The sequence below is a fragment of the Pseudomonas sp. NPDC089422 genome (assembly GCF_044749405.1).
In the GTDB taxonomy this organism is placed as follows: domain Bacteria; phylum Pseudomonadota; class Gammaproteobacteria; order Pseudomonadales; family Pseudomonadaceae; genus Aquipseudomonas.
Genome location: NZ_JBIVHW010000007.1, coordinates 22,894 through 39,031, shown reverse-complemented (window position 1 = coordinate 39,031; position 16,138 = coordinate 22,894). Strand labels below are relative to the sequence as shown.

General features: G+C 62.9%; 20 protein-coding genes. 5 read left to right on the top strand and 15 right to left on the bottom strand.

The window, feature by feature from the left end:
* Positions 1-95: 95 nt before the first annotated feature.
* The 4 genes from rplT to thrS all read right to left on the bottom strand — a co-directional run bounded on the left by rplT (position 96) and on the right by thrS (position 3,210).
* Positions 96-452: a 50S ribosomal protein L20 gene (rplT, locus tag ACIPZ8_RS14575; RefSeq protein WP_003250671.1), complete on the bottom strand. Its 357-nt coding sequence runs from the start codon at positions 450-452 to the stop codon at positions 96-98.
* Between the two features lie 27 nt (positions 453-479).
* Positions 480-674: a 50S ribosomal protein L35 gene (gene rpmI / locus ACIPZ8_RS14570; protein WP_003250667.1), complete on the bottom strand. Its 195-nt coding sequence runs from the start codon at positions 672-674 to the stop codon at positions 480-482.
* Between the two features lie 62 nt (positions 675-736).
* Positions 737-1,288 carry a translation initiation factor IF-3 gene (infC, locus tag ACIPZ8_RS14565; protein ID WP_400724208.1) on the bottom strand — a complete coding sequence of 184 codons (552 nt, stop codon included), beginning with the start codon at positions 1,286-1,288 and terminating at the stop codon, positions 737-739.
* Entirely contained in the window at positions 1,288-3,210 is a 1,923-nt protein-coding gene (thrS, locus tag ACIPZ8_RS14560) for a threonine--tRNA ligase (RefSeq protein ID WP_400724205.1), read from the bottom strand. The genes infC and thrS overlap by 1 nt, the downstream gene beginning before the upstream one ends.
* A 335-nt stretch (positions 3,211-3,545) precedes the next feature.
* On the opposite strand from thrS, the gene ACIPZ8_RS14555 reads away from it, so the two are divergent.
* Both ACIPZ8_RS14555 and ACIPZ8_RS14550 read left to right on the top strand, forming a co-directional pair.
* Complete coding sequence (locus ACIPZ8_RS14555; protein WP_152953859.1) at positions 3,546-3,851, top strand: hypothetical protein; 306 nt, start codon at positions 3,546-3,548, stop codon at positions 3,849-3,851.
* A gap of 163 nt (positions 3,852-4,014) precedes the next feature.
* A complete protein-coding gene (locus ACIPZ8_RS14550; protein ID WP_003250656.1) occupies positions 4,015-4,227 on the top strand; it encodes a cold-shock protein in 213 nt (70 codons plus the stop codon).
* Positions 4,228-4,327: 100 nt separating this feature from the next.
* On the opposite strand, the gene ACIPZ8_RS14545 is transcribed toward ACIPZ8_RS14550, so the two are convergent.
* The gene (locus ACIPZ8_RS14545; protein WP_400724202.1) at positions 4,328-4,648 is read right to left on the bottom strand and encodes an I78 family peptidase inhibitor; all 321 of its coding nucleotides are present in this window, start codon (positions 4,646-4,648) and stop codon (positions 4,328-4,330) included.
* A gap of 260 nt (positions 4,649-4,908) precedes the next feature.
* On the opposite strand from ACIPZ8_RS14545, the gene ACIPZ8_RS14540 reads away from it, so the two are divergent.
* Positions 4,909-5,121: a hypothetical protein gene (locus ACIPZ8_RS14540; RefSeq protein ID WP_103446789.1), complete on the top strand. Its 213-nt coding sequence runs from the start codon at positions 4,909-4,911 to the stop codon at positions 5,119-5,121.
* On the opposite strand, the gene ACIPZ8_RS14535 is transcribed toward ACIPZ8_RS14540, so the two are convergent.
* From ACIPZ8_RS14535 to ACIPZ8_RS14505, 7 genes are all read right to left on the bottom strand, one after another.
* Complete coding sequence (locus tag ACIPZ8_RS14535) at positions 5,093-6,100, bottom strand: nucleoside hydrolase (protein ID WP_400724199.1); 1,008 nt, start codon at positions 6,098-6,100, stop codon at positions 5,093-5,095. The genes ACIPZ8_RS14540 and ACIPZ8_RS14535 overlap by 29 nt on opposite strands.
* Positions 6,101-6,254: 154 nt before the next feature.
* Positions 6,255-6,653: a D-ribose pyranase gene (gene rbsD / locus ACIPZ8_RS14530; RefSeq protein ID WP_400724196.1), complete on the bottom strand. Its 399-nt coding sequence runs from the start codon at positions 6,651-6,653 to the stop codon at positions 6,255-6,257.
* Positions 6,650-7,558: a ribokinase gene (gene rbsK / locus ACIPZ8_RS14525; protein ID WP_400724193.1), complete on the bottom strand. Its 909-nt coding sequence runs from the start codon at positions 7,556-7,558 to the stop codon at positions 6,650-6,652. The genes rbsD and rbsK overlap by 4 nt, the downstream gene beginning before the upstream one ends.
* Positions 7,559-7,567: 9 nt before the next feature.
* The gene (locus ACIPZ8_RS14520; protein ID WP_400724191.1) at positions 7,568-8,590 is read right to left on the bottom strand and encodes a LacI family DNA-binding transcriptional regulator; all 1,023 of its coding nucleotides are present in this window, start codon (positions 8,588-8,590) and stop codon (positions 7,568-7,570) included.
* A gap of 4 nt (positions 8,591-8,594) precedes the next feature.
* A complete protein-coding gene (locus tag ACIPZ8_RS14515; protein ID WP_400724188.1) occupies positions 8,595-9,590 on the bottom strand; it encodes an ABC transporter permease in 996 nt (331 codons plus the stop codon).
* On the bottom strand, positions 9,587-11,140 hold the full coding sequence (locus tag ACIPZ8_RS14510) for a sugar ABC transporter ATP-binding protein (protein WP_400724185.1): 1,554 nt from the start codon (positions 11,138-11,140) through the stop codon (positions 9,587-9,589). Before ACIPZ8_RS14510 ends, ACIPZ8_RS14515 begins: the two co-directional genes overlap by 4 nt.
* A 20-nt stretch (positions 11,141-11,160) precedes the next feature.
* Complete coding sequence (locus tag ACIPZ8_RS14505; protein WP_400724182.1) at positions 11,161-12,117, bottom strand: sugar ABC transporter substrate-binding protein; 957 nt, start codon at positions 12,115-12,117, stop codon at positions 11,161-11,163.
* A 405-nt stretch (positions 12,118-12,522) separates the two neighbouring features.
* Here ACIPZ8_RS14505 and ACIPZ8_RS14500 point away from each other — a divergent pair, with 405 nt between their 5' ends.
* Positions 12,523-13,611 carry an asparaginase gene (locus ACIPZ8_RS14500; protein ID WP_400724179.1) on the top strand — a complete coding sequence of 363 codons (1,089 nt, stop codon included), beginning with the start codon at positions 12,523-12,525 and terminating at the stop codon, positions 13,609-13,611.
* A 128-nt stretch (positions 13,612-13,739) separates the two neighbouring features.
* On the opposite strand, the gene ACIPZ8_RS14495 is transcribed toward ACIPZ8_RS14500, so the two are convergent.
* Complete coding sequence (locus ACIPZ8_RS14495) at positions 13,740-13,901, bottom strand: hypothetical protein (protein ID WP_400724177.1); 162 nt, start codon at positions 13,899-13,901, stop codon at positions 13,740-13,742.
* Between ACIPZ8_RS14495 and ACIPZ8_RS14490 the strand changes: the two genes are divergently transcribed.
* Positions 13,900-14,082, top strand: coding sequence for a hypothetical protein (locus ACIPZ8_RS14490; protein ID WP_400724174.1), 183 nt, complete (start codon positions 13,900-13,902; stop codon positions 14,080-14,082). The genes ACIPZ8_RS14495 and ACIPZ8_RS14490 overlap by 2 nt on opposite strands.
* 5 nt (positions 14,083-14,087) lie before the next feature.
* Here ACIPZ8_RS14490 and ACIPZ8_RS14485 read toward each other — a convergent pair whose 3' ends face one another.
* Positions 14,088-14,933 carry a sugar phosphate isomerase/epimerase family protein gene (locus ACIPZ8_RS14485; RefSeq protein ID WP_400724171.1) on the bottom strand — a complete coding sequence of 282 codons (846 nt, stop codon included), beginning with the start codon at positions 14,931-14,933 and terminating at the stop codon, positions 14,088-14,090.
* A gap of 75 nt (positions 14,934-15,008) precedes the next feature.
* Entirely contained in the window at positions 15,009-16,130 is a 1,122-nt protein-coding gene (locus tag ACIPZ8_RS14480; RefSeq protein WP_400724169.1) for a tyramine oxidase subunit B, read from the bottom strand.
* Positions 16,131-16,138: the final 8 nt, after the last annotated feature.

The window sequence follows — 16,138 nt, the reverse complement described above, 5'->3', positions numbered from 1 at the left end:
TACGAAAATAGGGGAAGAGCTTTGAAGGCTCTTCCCCTATCGATGACGTTCAATGCCCGGCGCCGCAAGCGCCGCCGGGTGATTGTCGCGGGTACTTAAGCCAGAACGGCTTTAGCTTTCTCGACAATCGCAGCAAACGCCGCTTTTTCGTTCACTGCCAGATCGGCCAGAACCTTACGGTCGATTTCGATCGAAGCCTTTTTCAGGCCAGCAATCAGACGGCTGTAGGACAGACCGTTGGTGCGGGCACCGGCGTTGATACGAGCGATCCAGAGTGCGCGGAACTGACGCTTCTTCTGACGACGGTCACGGTAGGCATATTGACCAGCCTTGATGACAGCCTGCTTGGCAACGCGGAATACGCGCGAGCGTGCACCGTAGTAGCCTTTAGCCAGTTTCAGAATTTTCTTGTGACGCTTACGAGCGATGACGCCACGCTTAACACGAGCCATGAGTAACTTCCTCTATCTAAACCAGAATTAACGTACGCGCAGCATGCGCTCGACTTTTGCCACGTCAGACGGGTGCAGCAGGCTGGCACCGCGCAGTTGACGCTTACGCTTGGTCGACATTTTGGTCAGGATGTGGCTCTTGAAAGCGTGCTTGTGCTTGAAGCCGGAAGCGGTCTTCAGGAAGCGCTTCGCAGCACCGCTCTTGGTTTTCATTTTTGGCATGTTGGAACTCCGCATTCGATAAAAATTACACAATAATCATCAGGCCTGCCGTGCCCGGGAGATTACTTCTTCTTTTTGGGGGCGATGACCATCATAAGCTGGCGTCCTTCCATCTTAGGATGCTGCTCAACGGTGCCGAATTCGGCGAGGTCGGTTTCGACCCGCTTCAACAGCTCCATGCCCAGCTCCTGGTGGGCCATCTCACGGCCGCGGAATCTCAGAGAGATCTTGGCCTTGTCCCCATCGGTAAGGAAACGTACCAGGTTGCGTAGTTTTACCTGGTAATCCCCTTCTTCCGTCCCTGGACGAAACTTGATTTCTTTGATCTGGATCTGCTTCTGGTTTTTCTTGGCTTCGTTGGCCTGCTTCTTCTTCTCGAAGAGGTGCTTGCCGTAGTCCATCACCTTGCAGACAGGCGGTACCGCGTCTGCAGAGATTTCCACCAGATCCAGCTTCGCTTCTTCAGCGATACGAAGCGCTTCATCAATCGAGACGATGCCAACCTGCTCGCCATCAGCGCCAATTAACCGAACCTCGCGGGCCGAGATATTCTCGTTGATCGGGGCCTTCGGTACAGCACGCTTATCGTTTCTCATTTCACGCTTAATAGTCATTACTCCGATTCTTGGCGACCACGCCGGGAAACCGCTTGTGTCAGAAGCTCAGCGAACTGGGCGACGGGCATGGAGCCCAGGTCTGCGCCTTCGCGAGTACGCACAGCGACGGTTTGCGTTTCGACTTCGCGATCCCCTATAACCAAAAGGTACGGGACCTTGAGCAAAGTATGCTCGCGGATTTTAAAGCCGATCTTCTCATTTCTCAAGTCCGACTTGGCACGGAAACCGCTACCGTTCAGGGCATTTTCCACTTCGAGGGCGAAATCGGCCTGTTTGTCGGTGATGTTCATGATCACCGCCTGGGTCGGTGCCAGCCACGCCGGGAACACGCCAGCGTAGTGCTCGATCAGCATGCCGATGAAGCGCTCGAACGAGCCGAGGATCGCACGGTGCAGCATGACTGGGCGAACCCGGCTGTTATCTTCGGCGATATAGCTGGCATCCAGACGCTCTGGCAGGTTCGGGTCGTACTGCAGGGTACCGCACTGCCAGTTACGGCCGAGGCAGTCGCGCAGGGTGAACTCGATCTTCGGACCGTAGAACGCGCCCTCGCCCGGCTGGTATTCCCACTCCAGGCCCGACTCGTTCAGGGCGTCGGCCAGTGCGCCTTCGGCACGGTCCCACAGCTCTTCGGAGCCGACACGCTTGGCCGGACGAGTGGACAGCTTCATGGCGATGTCGGTGAAGCCGAAGTCCTTGTACACATCCAGGGTCAGCTTGATGAAGTCGGCGGCTTCTTTCTTCACCTGTTCTTCGGTGCAGAAGATGTGCGCGTCGTCCTGCACGAAGCCACGCACGCGCATGATGCCGTGCAGGGCGCCGGATGGCTCGTTGCGGTGGCAGGCACCGAACTCGGCCAGGCGCAGCGGCAGGTCGCGGTAGCTCTTCAGGCCCTGGTTGAACACCTGCACGTGGCACGGGCAATTCATCGGCTTGACCGCGTAGTCACGGCTTTCCGACGACGTGGTGAACATGTTTTCGGCGTAGTTCGACCAGTGGCCGGAACGCTCCCAGAGGATGCGGTCGACGACCTGCGGGGTCTTGATTTCCAGGTAGCCGTTGACGCGCTGAACCTGACGCATGTACTGCTCGAGCACCTGGTACACGGTCCAGCCGTTGGCGTGCCAGAACACCATGCCCGGGGCTTCTTCCTGCAGGTGGAAGAGGTCGAGCTGCTTGCCGATCTTGCGGTGGTCGCGTTTTTCGGCTTCTTCGATGCGCTGGATGTAGGCGGCCAGCTGCTTCTTGTCAGCCCAGGCAGTGCCGTACACGCGCTGCAACTGTTCGTTCTTGGCATCGCCACGCCAGTAGGCGCCGGACAGCTTGGTCAGCTTGAATGCCTTGAGGAAACGCGTGTTCGGCACGTGCGGGCCACGGCACATGTCGACGTATTCTTCGTGGTAGTACAGGCCCATGGCCTGCTCGTCCGGCATGTCTTCGACCAGGCGCAGCTTGTAGTCTTCGCCACGGGCCTTGAACACGTCGATGACTTCGGCGCGCGGGGTGACCTTCTTGACCACGTCGTAGTCTTTTTCGATCAGCTCCATCATGCGCTTTTCGATGGCGGCCATGTCTTCAGGGGTGAAGGGGCGCTCGTAGGCGATGTCGTAATAGAAGCCTTCGTCGATCACCGGGCCGATCACCATCTTGGCGGTCGGGTACAGCTGTTTCACCGCGTGGCCAACCAGGTGGGCACACGAGTGACGAATGATCTCCAGTCCCTCTGCATCTTTAGGGGTGATGATCTGCAGGGTGGCGTCGTTGTGGATCAGGTCGCAGGCGTCGACCAGTTTGCCGTCGACCTTGCCGGCCACGGTGGCCTTGGCCAGGCCTGCGCCGATGGAAGCGGCGACGTCGGCGACGGATACGGCGTGATCAAACGAACGTTGACTGCCATCGGGAAGAGTAATAACGGGCATGGCGCCTCCTCTCCTAGTGGTGACCCCTACCAAAGGTCACGTGGGTTGGGATGAGCCAGTACAAGATCCGACCTGCCTTCCCTGCGGGGAAGCCTGCCTCACAGTGGCAGAAGCCTTTCGGCTTGCCAGGGACGAACCAGAGTGACTGGAAAATGAAAAAAGCTGCGAGCTGCAAGTGGCTAGCTGCAAGCCGAGCATGCTAGCACGCGGGTTGTGCGGCTCGTAGAAATATTTGGAAATTACGCAGCCCCGGTGAACTATCCCGGAAAAATTCCTATCAGACCTTGGGAAGCAACCTACTCTTGTTGAGACCTTAACCCAAGGAGTAACTGGTTATGCGAGTACCGTCTCTTCTGGCCCTGGCGGCCGCTGGCGCCCTGCTGCTGCCGATGGCTGCCAACGCTGGCAACTTCCCTGCCGGGAAGGAGGCCCACTACATGACCCAGTGCCAACAGGTGGCCAGCGGCCAGGGCGTTGATGCTGCGACTGCGAAAAAGCACTGCGACTGTGGTGCCCAGGCCATCAAGAAGAATTTCACCGACGCGGAGATTGCCGACCTGGACAGCACCGATGGTGTCGATGCCAAGTTGATGCAGAAGGCGCAAACCGTTGTGAAACAGACCTGCGCGCCAAAGAGCTGAAACCTTAAAGCCGGGGCTTGCCAGGCATTATTTGCCCTGGATCAATATCCTGCGAAGGTAAAAGGCGCTAGATGCGCAGAAATCGACTATGATGTCCCCCGTGCTCCGTAGCCTCGGCCGCATTGCACCACTGAAAAATCTAAATGTTCTGGAGATTCACCTCATGTCCAATCGCCAACAAGGCACCGTCAAATGGTTCAATGATGAGAAAGGCTACGGCTTCATCACCCCAGCAGGCGGCGGCGACGACCTGTTCGTACACTTCAAAGCCATCGAATCCGACGGCTTCAAGAGCCTGAAAGAAGGCCAGACTGTTTCCTTCGTCGCCGAGCGCGGCCAGAAGGGCATGCAGGCTGCGCAGGTTCGTCCGGAGTAATTCGGGCAGCTGTAAAAAAACCCGCCCTCGTGGCGGGTTTTTTATGGGCGCTTCTCAGGCCCACACGCTCGCTTTTTTGCAGGAGCGCGCTGCAGCAGGGTCAACCGCAGTTGACGCGGGTTACCACACCCTGCTCGTCCACATTCAGGTTCAGGCGCTCGGAACGGTACTCCAGGGTCACTACGTCGTGCGGCTTGAGAATGCGCGCCATCTGCGAACCACTGGCCTTGCGCGCCTGCTCCAGCAGGTCGGCGCTGCCCGGCTTGCCAATGGCGAAGTCGGCACCGCTGGCCTGGCAGCGGCCATCGTTGCCGGCCGACGCCTCAGGCGCCTTGCCAACCCCGGCGTTACCGCCAGTGCTGCAACCAGCCAGGACAGCAGCCACCGCCAGGGTTGCCAGGAAAGCACGGGTACGGAACATGAATCCTCCTAAAATCGATCTGGGAACTGTCTGATCCGACAGCTCCGCCAAGAGTTTGTTGCAAAACCGGGAAAGTCTGCCTGATCCGACCTGCAGGGGCCAAAGGCAATCGTGACCGAATTTTACCGCTCAACCGACGAGTCGCTTGGTTTGCGCCGCAAAGTCATGATTTACTTTAGGAAGTGAAGGCATAGTGCCTCCTTCGAACGCCAGGATCCGGTGTTCGCCCCTCCGCCCCGGGCCCGCAGCGAGAGCCTTTCATGAGCAGCCACAGCATCGACGCCGATATCAAGGTCAAATGGGCCGAAGGCCAGAGTGCCTACAGCCCCAGCACGCCCGAAGAGTTGCTGTTGATCGCCATCGACCTGCTGGTGCGCGACCGCGGCGGCGAGGCAGCGCGCAGCTTCATCGACCAGGTGTTCGAGCGCTACGCGCCGCACACCGCTATTGCAATCGAGCCAGGCGCGCGCTGAGCAGGTCGAAAAAGCCCTGGGCGTCACCCTCGTTCACCCACAGCACATTGGCCGGCTGCTCGAGCACGCCGTACCAGTCGGCAATGGTCTGGCCAAAGGTCGGGCCTTCGCGGCTGTCGACGCTCATGTGGATGCGCCGGCCGCTGAACAGCTCGGGTTTCAGCAGGTAGGCGATGACGCTGGCGTCATGCACCGGGCCACCGGGCATGCCGTATACGTCCATGTCGTGCTTGACGTAGGTTTCGAGGATATCAACCACTTTTTTGCTGGCGTGGTTGTTCACGGCGGCCAGCTGCTTGAAGCGCGTGTCGCTGGTGATGATCTTGTGGGTGACATCCAGCGGCAGGTAGGTCAGCTGCACCCCGCTGGCCAGCACCACTTCGGCGGCATGCGGGTCGGCGTAGAGATTGAACTCGGCCACCGGGGTCATGTTGCCGCCGTTGAAGTGGGCACCGCCCATGACCACCACTTCCTTGATACCGTTGGCGATCTCAGGCCGCTGGATCAGCGCCAGGGCCAGGTTGGTCTGCGGCCCGAGCATCGCCAGGGTGATGCTGTGGGGTTTGGCGCTACCCAAGGTGTCGACCAGGTATTGCACGGCGTTGCCCTGGGCCAGGGGCATTTTCGGTTCGTGCACCTGGATACCGGTCAAGCCTTCTTCGCCATGCACGTCGGCTGCGTAGATCGGCGCACGCACCAGCGGCCGCCCTGCCCCGGCGTATACCGGGATGTCTTCACGGTTGGCCCATTCGCGGGCCAGGCGGGCGTTGCGCGAGGTCTTTTCCAGGCGCACGTTGCCGGCGACGGTAGTGATCGCGCGGATGTTGAGCTCTTCGGGTGAGGCCATGGCCAGGAACAGCGCGACCACGTCGTCGGCGCCGGGGTCGGTGTCGATGATCAGGTCACGGGGTGCGGCCTGGAGGCTGGTGGTGGCGGCTGCGGCCATGAGGGTGAGTCCTTGTAGCAGGGGTTTGAGCATGGGGGCACTCCTGTTGCCTGGGTGGTGTTTTCTGGGGCCGCTTTGCGGCCCAATCGCAGGCAAGCCAGCTCCCACAGGTAATTCACAGGCCCCGAGGGCATCACAGCACTTGTGGGAGCTGGCTTGCCTGCGATCGAGGGCGCAGCCCTCGCCTTCAAAAGGTGACGCCGGAAATCAGGGCGATGTTGCTGTAGGGCTGGCATTCGCCGGTGCGCACAATCGCCCGCGCATTGCGCGACAATTCCTTGAAGGCTTCATGGCTCAGCCATTCGCGCTTGCCCAGCTTGCCCTTCAAGCGCTCGACCTCGACCAGCGCCGGCGGCACCACCTGCTGCATCTCTTCGGCCAGCACATGCCGCTCCACCTGCAGCTCGCTCAACACCGCGCGCAGCACACTGGCAAAATCCGGTATCCCCGCCGTCAACGCCAGGTCGATCAGTTCGACACCTGGCGGCACCGGCAACCCGGCATCGCCGATCACCAGGATGTCGCCATGGCCCATCCCGGCGATGGTCCGCGACAGCGCGACGTTGAGCAGCGTGGTCTTCTTCATGGGGTCAGCTCCGCCAGGTAAGGAATCGACGGCTGAGCACCGGCACGGGTGACGGACAAGGCCGCGGCGCGCTGGCCGAAAACGATGGCCTCGCCCTCCCCTTTACCCTGCACCAATGCAGCGGCAAAACCGCCGATGAACGTGTCGCCCGCCGCCGTGGTATCCAGCGGCTGCACCTGGGGCGCCGGGAAGTGCTGGCTGCCGTCGCGGCTGACGAACAATGCCCCCTGCGCACCCAAGGTGACGATTACCTTGCCTGCACCCAGCTGCAGCAAACGCTGGCCAGCACGGCGGGCGCTTTCCAGGTCATTGACCGGCTCGCCCGTCAACGCCTCGGCCTCGCTTTCATTGGGGGTGAGGTAGTCGATATGGGCGAACCAGCCCGCCGGCAGCGGGCCGGTGGCCGGCGCCGGGTTGAGGATCACTTGCTTGCCCAGCTCGCGCCCCCTGGCCAGGGTCCAGGCCACGGTCTCGGCCGGTACCTCGAGCTGGCAGATGATCACCTCGGCCGCCTGCAGCAAGGCATCGAAACGCTGCACCGACGCGGGCGTCAGCAGCCCGTTGCCACCGGGAATGATGACGATGCAGTTCTGGCTGGCAGCGTCCACGGTAATCAGCGCCACACCACTGGACACGCCCGGGCACACACTGACCGCCTGGCAATCGATGCCTTCCACTTCCAGCGCCTGGCGCAACTGCTGGCCGTAGGCGTCATCGCCGACATTGCCCACCATCGCCACACTGCCACCCAGGCGCGCCACCGCCACCGCCTGGTTGGCGCCCTTGCCACCGGGCACGGTGAAAAAACTGTCCCCGGCCAGCGTTTCGCCGGCCCGCGGCAGCCGCTGGGCGCGGGCCACCAGGTCCATGTTGAGGCTCCCGACCACCACTACCTTGGCATGCATGGCAATTCCTTAGCGGTAATCATTGAACAGGTCCGGGCGCGGCCCGGTGGATTCGCGCAGCACAATGCGCGGAGCGACAATGCGCTGCTCGGCCGCATCGCGACGTGGCGTGGCGATCCGCGACAGCAGCAAGGCGGCAGCATTCTCGCCCAGCTCGCGAATCGATTGGCCTACCGTGGTCAGCGGCGGATACACATAGCGGCTCAGTTCGATGTCGTCGAAGCCGATCACCGACAGCTCGCCTGGCACGTTGATGTTGCGCTCGGCAGCGGCGCGCAACACGCCAAAGCCAATCATGTCGTTGCCGGCGAAGATGGCGGTCGGCCGCTCGCCATCGAGCAGCTGCGCGGCGGCGGCATGGCCACCCGGGCTGGTGAAGTCGCAATGCAGCACACGGCCAGCCAGCACTTCGGCCTCGGCTTCGGCCATCGCCCGACGGTAGCCGCTCAGGCGCAACTGGGTAACGCCGGTTTCGGCCGGGCCACCGATGTAGGCGATATCGCGATGGCCCAGCTCCAGCAGATGGCGCGTCGCCAGGTAGGCACCGTGTTCGTGGTCGATGCGCACCAGGTCGGCATCGACGCCCTCCAGCTCGCGGTCGACGATAACCATCGGCGTGCGCACATGGGTCAGGCTCTGCAGCAGGTCGGCATCTTCGCCCACCGACGCCACCACCAGGCCATCGATGCGCTTTTCCAGCAGCACGCGCAGGTAGCTGCGCTGCTTCTGCGGGTTGTCGTCGGAGTTGCACAGGATCACGCAATAGCCGTTGCGCTCGCAGGCATCCTCGATGCCCCGGGCCAGCTCGGCGAAGTACGGGTTGACGCTGTTGGGCACCAGCAGGCCGATGGTGGCCGTGCTGCGCGCCTTGAGCGAGCGCGCCACGGCGCTGGGCACGTAGTCGAGCTCAAGGATGGCCGCTTCGACCTTGAGCCGTACCTGCTCGCTGACCGGGCGGGTCTTGTTCAGGACATGGGACACCGTGGTGTAGGAAATGCCCGCGAGGGCAGCGACGTCTTTGATGGTTGCCATGTTGTCAGTTCCGCCGGCCTGCACGCCGGCTGCGATAAGTGTCGAGCACCACGGCGATGACGATGACCGCCCCGGTGATGATGCGTTTGGTGGGTTCCGACGCGCCGATCTGCGCAAGGCCTGCGGCCAGCACGGAAATGATCAACACGCCGAAGAAGGTACTGATGACCGAGCCGCGCCCGCCCATCAGGCTGGTGCCGCCGATCACCACGGCAGCGATCACCTGCAGCTCCAGGCCGGACCCGGCATTGGGGTCGGCGGCTTCCAGGCGCGAAATCTGGAACAGCGCGGCCAGGCCGGCGAGCAGCCCCATCAGGGCGAACACCAGCACCTTGTAGGGGCGCGGGTCGATGCCGGCCAGGCGCACGGCCTCTTCGTTGGTGCCGATGCCGATCAGGTAACGGCCGAACACCGTGCGGGTCAGCACCAGCTGGGCCAGCACGATCACCAGCAAGGCAATGATGAAGGCCGGCGAGATGCCGAAGGCGACCGGGTTGGAGAACCAGGCGTAGGCATCGCCGATATAGGCGGTGCGCGAGTCGGTGAACTGGTAGGCCAGGCCGCGGGCCATCTCCAGCACGCCGAGCGAAACGATGAACGACGGGATGCGCCAGGCCACGGTGACGCCACCGGTGATGCTGCCAGCCAGGGCGGCGACGGCCATGCCGAGCAAGGCCGCTGGGAGCACGCCCCAGCCCCAGCCGAGGATCGCCACGCTGACCGTGGAAGCCGCCAGGGCCAGCACCGAGCCGACCGACAGGTCGATGCCGCCGATGATCAGCACGAAGGTCATGCCCACGGCCAGCACCATCAGGTCGGGGATCTGGTTGGCCAGGGTGCTGAAGGTGGCGTACGACCAGAAGTGGCTGCTCAGGAACGAGAACAGCACGATCATCGCCAGCAAGGCGCCGGCCAGGCCCAGGTAGGTGCCCAGGCCGAAGTAGCTACTGCTGCGGCGCACGGGCGCGCCGCTCGGGGTGTCGAGGGGTGTGGTCTTCATGCATCCATCCTGGGCGCTGCGTCATGCAGCAGGGCATCACGTTTCTGGTAGCCGGCGAAGGCCGCGGCCAGGAGCTGGTCCTGGCTCCAGCGCTCGCGGTCGAAGGTGTCGATCAGGCGGCCGGCGGAAAGCACCGCAATGCGGTCGCAGATCAGCATCAGTTCGCGCAGGTCGCTGGACACCACCACCAGGGCCTTGCCCTGGCGCGCCAGCTCGGCCAGCAGGCCATAGATGTCGAACTTGGCGCCGACGTCGATCCCGCGAGTGGGTTCGTCGAACAACAGCACCTGGCAGTCGCGCTCCAGCCAGCGGCCGATCACCACCTTCTGCTGGTTGCCGCCGGACAGCTCGCCGACCGCCTGCGCCGGGCCAGCGCTGCGAATGCGCATGGCGCTGATCTGGCGCTCGGCCAGGGCCTTCTCCGCCTCGCCGTCGAGCACCCCGGCGCGGGACACGGCGGGCAGGTTGCCCAGGGCAATGTTGGCGCTGATCGATTGGGTCAGCAGCAAGCCTTCACCCTTACGGTCTTCGGTGATCAGGGCGATACCAGCTTTGACCGCCGCCTTGGGCGAATCGATGGTGACCGGTTTGAGCGGTTGGCCGATCTCGATGCTGCCGCTGTCGGCGCGGTCGGCACCATAGATAAGGCGCAGCAGCTCGGTGCGCCCGGCGCCGATCAGCCCGGAGATGCCAAAGATCTCCCCGGCCCTGACCTGCAGCGATACCTCGCGCACCTTGTCGCCACGGCACAGCTTGTCTACCTTGAGCAACGGCGCGCCGATCGTGCGCCGGCCCAGGTCGATATGCTCGCCCAGTTCGCGGCCCACCATCAGGTTGACCAGCTCGGCGCTGCTGTAGCGCTGGATCGGCTCGTCGCACACCAACTGGCCGTCGCGCAGCACGACGATGCGCTGGGCCACGCGCTGCAACTCTTCTAGGCGGTGGGAGATGTAGACGATGGCTACTCCGCGCTGGCGCAACCGCTCGATCTGGGTGAACAGCAGTTCCACTTCGCGAGCGGTGAGCATCGCCGTGGGCTCGTCGAAGATCAGCACATGGCAGTCGCCGATCAGGTTGCGGGCGATCTCGACCATCTGCTGATGGCCGATGCCCAGCTCGCCGACCGGGGTGTCCGGGTCGATGGCATCCAGGCCGACCTGGGCCATGGCGGCCGTGGCCAGCTGGCGCAGGCGCTTTTGACTGATCCAGCCGAAGCGGCTGGGCAGGTTGTCGAGAAACAGGTTTTCCGCCACGGTCAGGGTCGGCAGCAGGTTCAGCTCCTGCATGACCATGCGCACGCCAAGGCGCTCGGCCTCGCTGCGGCTGCCCGGCGCGTAAGCCTGGCCGCGGTAGGTCATGTGCCCGGTGGTGGGCGCTTCCAGGCCGCAGATGAGCTTGGACAGCGTGCTCTTGCCCGCCCCGTTCTCACCGGTCAGCGCCAGCACTTCGCCAGCGCGCAGGGCCAGGCTGACCTCGGCCAGCACCGGCTGGGCGTAGCGCTTGCCCAGGCCGCTGGCGGCAAGCACGACTTCATTGGCCGATGCAGACATGGCCATCTCTCCTGCTGGGGTCAGGGCTTGGTGATCAGTTCGACCGGGGTCTGGATGACGTTGTCGGCATCCACGTCCGGCTTCTCGCCCTTGAGCACTTTCAGCGCAGCCTGAATGCCGTACACCGCCTGCTGGCTGGCGGCCTGGTCGAGGGTGGCGAGCACGCGGCCATCCTTGAGCATCGGCTTGATGGCGTTGATGTTGTCGTAGCCCACCACCTGCACCTGCCCCGTCTTGCCAGCGGCGCGCACGGCCGAGACGGCACCCAGGGCCATGCTGTCGTTACCGGCCAGCAGCGCCTTGAGGTCGGGGTATTCGTTGAGCATGGAGGCGGCAACGGCGTTGCCCTTGTCGATTTCCCAGTTGCCGGACTGCACCGAGACGATCTTCATCTTCGCGGCTTCCATGGCGTCCTTGAAGCCCGCGGTACGCTGCTGGGCATTGGTGGTGGTCGGCACGCCTTCGATGATGCCGACCTGGTCACCGGCCTTGAGCTTCTGGTTGGCCAGGTAATCACCGACCAGGCGGGCGCCCTTGCGGTTGTCAGGGCCGACGAAGGGCACGCTGATGCCTTTGCTCTTGAGCAGTTCAGGGTCCAGGCGGTTATCGATGTTGATGACGATGACGCCCTGGTCCATGGCCTTCTTCACCGCCGAGACCAGCGCCTTGGAGTCGGCCGGCGCGATCACCAGGGCCTTGGCACCTGAATTGGCCATCTGCTCGACGATGCGGATCTGTTCACCGGTATCGGTTTCGTTCTTGATGCCGTTGGCCACCAGGTCGAAATCGCCAGGGTGGGCTTTCTGGTAGTCCTTGGCGCCGTCTTCCATGGTGCGGAAGAATTCGTTGGCCAGCGACTTCATCACCAGTGCGACCTTGGGTTTTTCTTCCGCGTGGGCGGCAGACAGCGGCATGGCGAGGGACAGCGAGGACATGACGGCGAGCGCCAGCAGACGACCGGGGAACGGCAGTTTCATGGGGGATGACTCCGAATCTTGTGTTTTTTATCGGATCGCAAACGTTTGCGTTGGGTAACTATGGAAACAAGACCTGGTTTTGTCAAATCCGTTTCGCTGGCGGGGTCGGGACGCGGCTGGTGCTGATTATCCGGAATTTTTCCGAAAAACCGAACACCTTTTCCTATGCTTGTTCGGGGTTCCGAATGGAAGCCGCGCTTGTAGGAGCGGCCTTGTGTCGCGAAAGGGGTGCGAAGCGCCCCCGGGATTTCAGCTTCGCCGCCTGAATTGCCGGGGCCGCGCTGCGGCCCTTTCGCGACACAAGGCCGCTCCTACACACCTGACCGCGCAGGAATGGTACGGAATCTGCCTGTCGTCCTGTGCGACACAGCAACCATCTCATTAGGAAGAGAGAGAACAATAATTATGAATGCTGCACTGAAGTCATTCGCCCCCAGCGCCCTGGCGCTGCTGCTGATCCTGCCCGTCACCGCCTCGGCGAAGGAAGCCGAAACCCAGCAGAAACTGGCCAACGTGGTCATCCTCGCCACCGGCGGTACCATTGCCGGCGCCGGCGCCAGCGCCGCCAACAGCGCCACCTACCAGGCCGCCAAGCTCGGCGTCGACAAGCTGATTGCCGGCGTGCCGGAACTGGCCGACCTGGCCAACGTGCGCGGCGAGCAGGTGATGCAGATCGCCTCCGAAAGCATCACCAACGACGACTTGCTGAAACTGGCCAAGCGCGTCGCCGAGCTTGCCGACAGCAAGGACGTCGATGGCATCGTCATCACTCACGGCACCGACACCCTGGAAGAAACCGCCTACTTCCTCAACCTGGTCGAGAAGACCGACAAACCGATCGTGGTGGTTGGCTCCATGCGCCCGGGCACGGCGATGTCTGCCGACGGCATGCTCAACCTGTACAACGCCGTGGCGGTGGCCAGCGACAAGCAGTCGCGCGGCAAGGGCGTGCTGGTGACCATGAACGACGAGATCCAGTCCGGCCGCGACGTGAGCAAGTCGGTCAACATCAAGACCGAAGCGTTCAAGAGCGCCTGGGGCCCGATGGGCATGGTGGTGGAAGGCAAGTCGTACTGGTTCCGCCTGCCGGCCAAGCGCCATACCACCCAGTCGGAGTTCGACATCAAGCAGATCAGCAGCCTGCCGCAGGTGGACATTGCCTACAGCTACGGCAACGTGACCGACACGGCCTACAAGGCGCTGGCGCAAAGCGGCGCCAAGGCGATCATCCATGCTGGCACCGGCAATGGCTCGGTGTCGTCGCGGGTGGTGCCGGCGCTGCAGGAACTGCACAAGAACGGCGTACAGATCATTCGCTCGTCCCACGTCAACCAGGGTGGTTTCGTACTGCGCAATGCCGAGCAGCCGGATGACAAGTATGACTGGGTCGTGGCCCATGACCTGAACCCACAGAAGGCACGGATCCTGGCCATGGTGGCGATGACCAAGACCCAGGACAGCAAGGAGCTGCAACGCATCTTCTGGGAATACTGACAGCGACGCGCTGAAGACCGGTGCCTTCGTCGACACCGGCCTTCAGTGCTTCAATCAACCTGGCAGTCCACTGCAGCCTTCGGTGAACAAAGCCGCTTGCCCTGGATGAGCGCCAACGCACCGTCGGCCTATAGCGCAATCAGCAACGACATCAACGCACTGCCGGCGAACATCAGGCTGACCACGTGATTCTGTTCCCAGCGGTCCATCTTCAGCCCCACGCTGAAATCACCGACCGCCCCACCCAGCTGCAGCACCGCCCCGATGATCGCGGCCTGCGACAGGGTCATGCCCGCTGATTGCGCGGTGATCGGCAGCCATCATCGTGTCGAAGCCATCCAGCACCAGGATCAGCAGCCCCAGCACAATCACCCGCCATTGCTGCCGGCCTATGGGCCGGGCATCCAGAAACGCGTGCACATCCACTACATTCGACGGGGTCATGGCGTTGTCCTCAGCATGACGCAATGAGTGGGCTAGCGAACGCGCGGGCCAACGAAGGGCGCGCAGCGCTGGATTCCGGCCCGCACGGTTTCCTCCGGTGCACGCCGCCACCAGTCCAGCTCCGAGAACAGTTCAAGTTCGAACGGGCCGTCATAGCCGATCTCGTCGAGCACGCTGCGCAACCGGGCGAAATCGATCACGCCATCCCCCACCATGCCGCGGTCCCTGAGGTTGCGGGTTTCTGCCAGCCAGTCACACAGGTGGAAGGTGCTGAGCCGTTGCTTGCCGGTGCGGCGCAGCTCACTTTCAAAGTCGGGGTCCCACCAGCAGTGGTAGGCATCGGCGACGATACTGGCGTCGTCACCCAGCCAGTCGCATAGGTCGTTGGCATCTTTCATGCGGTTCAACACGCTGCGGCTTCCTGCGTACATCGGGTGCAGCGGCTCCAGGCCGAGCTTCACGCCTACCTCGCGGGCATGGGGCGCAAGCTCCCCCAACGCGTCGCGAATGCGCGCGCGGTGCCCGGCGATGTCCTTCTCGCCGTCCGGCATGGCACCGACCACCATGACCACGCAGGGGGCGCCAATCTGCGCCGCCTGGTCGAGTATCGTGCGATTGGCAGCGATGCCTTTGCTGATGCCGCCCGCCGCAGCCGCATCGTTGAACCAGGCACTGGTGCACAGCGAAGCGACCCACATGCCTGCATCTTTCAAGTGGCGGGCCGTCTGGGCGACCCCGTAGTCATCCATGAAATGCCGCCACACGGCGATGCCGCTTACGCCCTCGCGGGCGTACCCATCGATGGCCTGGGGCATCGACCAGGAAGGCGTGGTGATCTGATTGATGGCAAAACGCGATAGATCGAGCTGCTGGTTCATTCGAGCGGTCCCTTTTTGGCGTTCAAGTCCGGCACACGTGCAGATGCCGCAGCCTTGGCTGCGGCACCGGCCTGGTTATCCCTGATGCGGCACGTCCCACAAATTGAGCCTGGCGCCGATACCTTTGCCGTTGGCGGTCTGCAGCACTTCATAGCCCCAGCTGATATCGAACACCGCCATCCCGCAGGCAATGAACATCACCCGGTCGGCGGCATCCGTGCGGCCGGTCTTGTTGCCGTTGACGATGTCGCCCAGGCCGGTGGATTCGGTCAGCGCAGGCAGCTTGCCGGCGTCGATCAGGCGATACAGCGGGCCACCGATCACGCCACTGTAGTAACCGTCCTTGTTGCCAGAGGCGACCGCGTCTTCCACATAGGCCTCGTGCAACTGGGTGTGGTCATAGACGATGCGCGCGCTGGTGAGGAAGGATTCATCGGTGCTGACCGGCCCGGACACCAGCACCGTGGCGCCGGCCTTGATCCACTCATCCTTGAAGTACAGCGGCTTGAGCCGCGAGGCCGCCACGGTGATCACATCGGCGTCACGGAAGCCCGTCTCGGTGTCGTCGGTGCCGCGGGCCTTGATGCCATGGGTCTCGCTCACCCAGGCGGCGAACTCGTTGGCCTTGTCCAGGAACAGGTCGAAACACACCACCTCCTCCACGGCCTTGGTCTGGGTGATGATCGCCGAGAAGCAGGCCTTGTTGATCGGGCCACAGCCAACCACCGAGAGGCGTTTGCTGTCCGGGTTGGCCAGGTACCTGGCGCCTACCCCCGGCACGGCACCGGTGCGCGCGGCGCTCAACAGGTTGGCCGACATCAGCGCCAGCGGTGCGCCGGTGTCCTTGTCGTTGAGCATCATGGTCAGCACCGAGCGTGGCAGGCCTTTTTCCATGTTGGCGTGGTTGGAGCCGTACCATTTGTTGCCGCACACATCGAAGCGCCCGCCCAGGTAGCCTGGCATCGCGGCAAAGCGGCGGTCAGGACCGGCGACCGGCATGTTGGGGAAGCGGGTTTCCTTGGGAAACACAATGTTCAGGCCGTGGCTGTTGTGATTGGCGCCGCCCATCAGGTAGTCGCCTTTGCCGAGCAGGCTGAAGGTTTCTTCGCAGACAGCCACGCAACGCTCGGCATCGAGTACGCCGGCAGCGATCATGTCGGCTTCGGACAGGTAGGTGAAATCGATTTTCGGATACATGAGGTCTT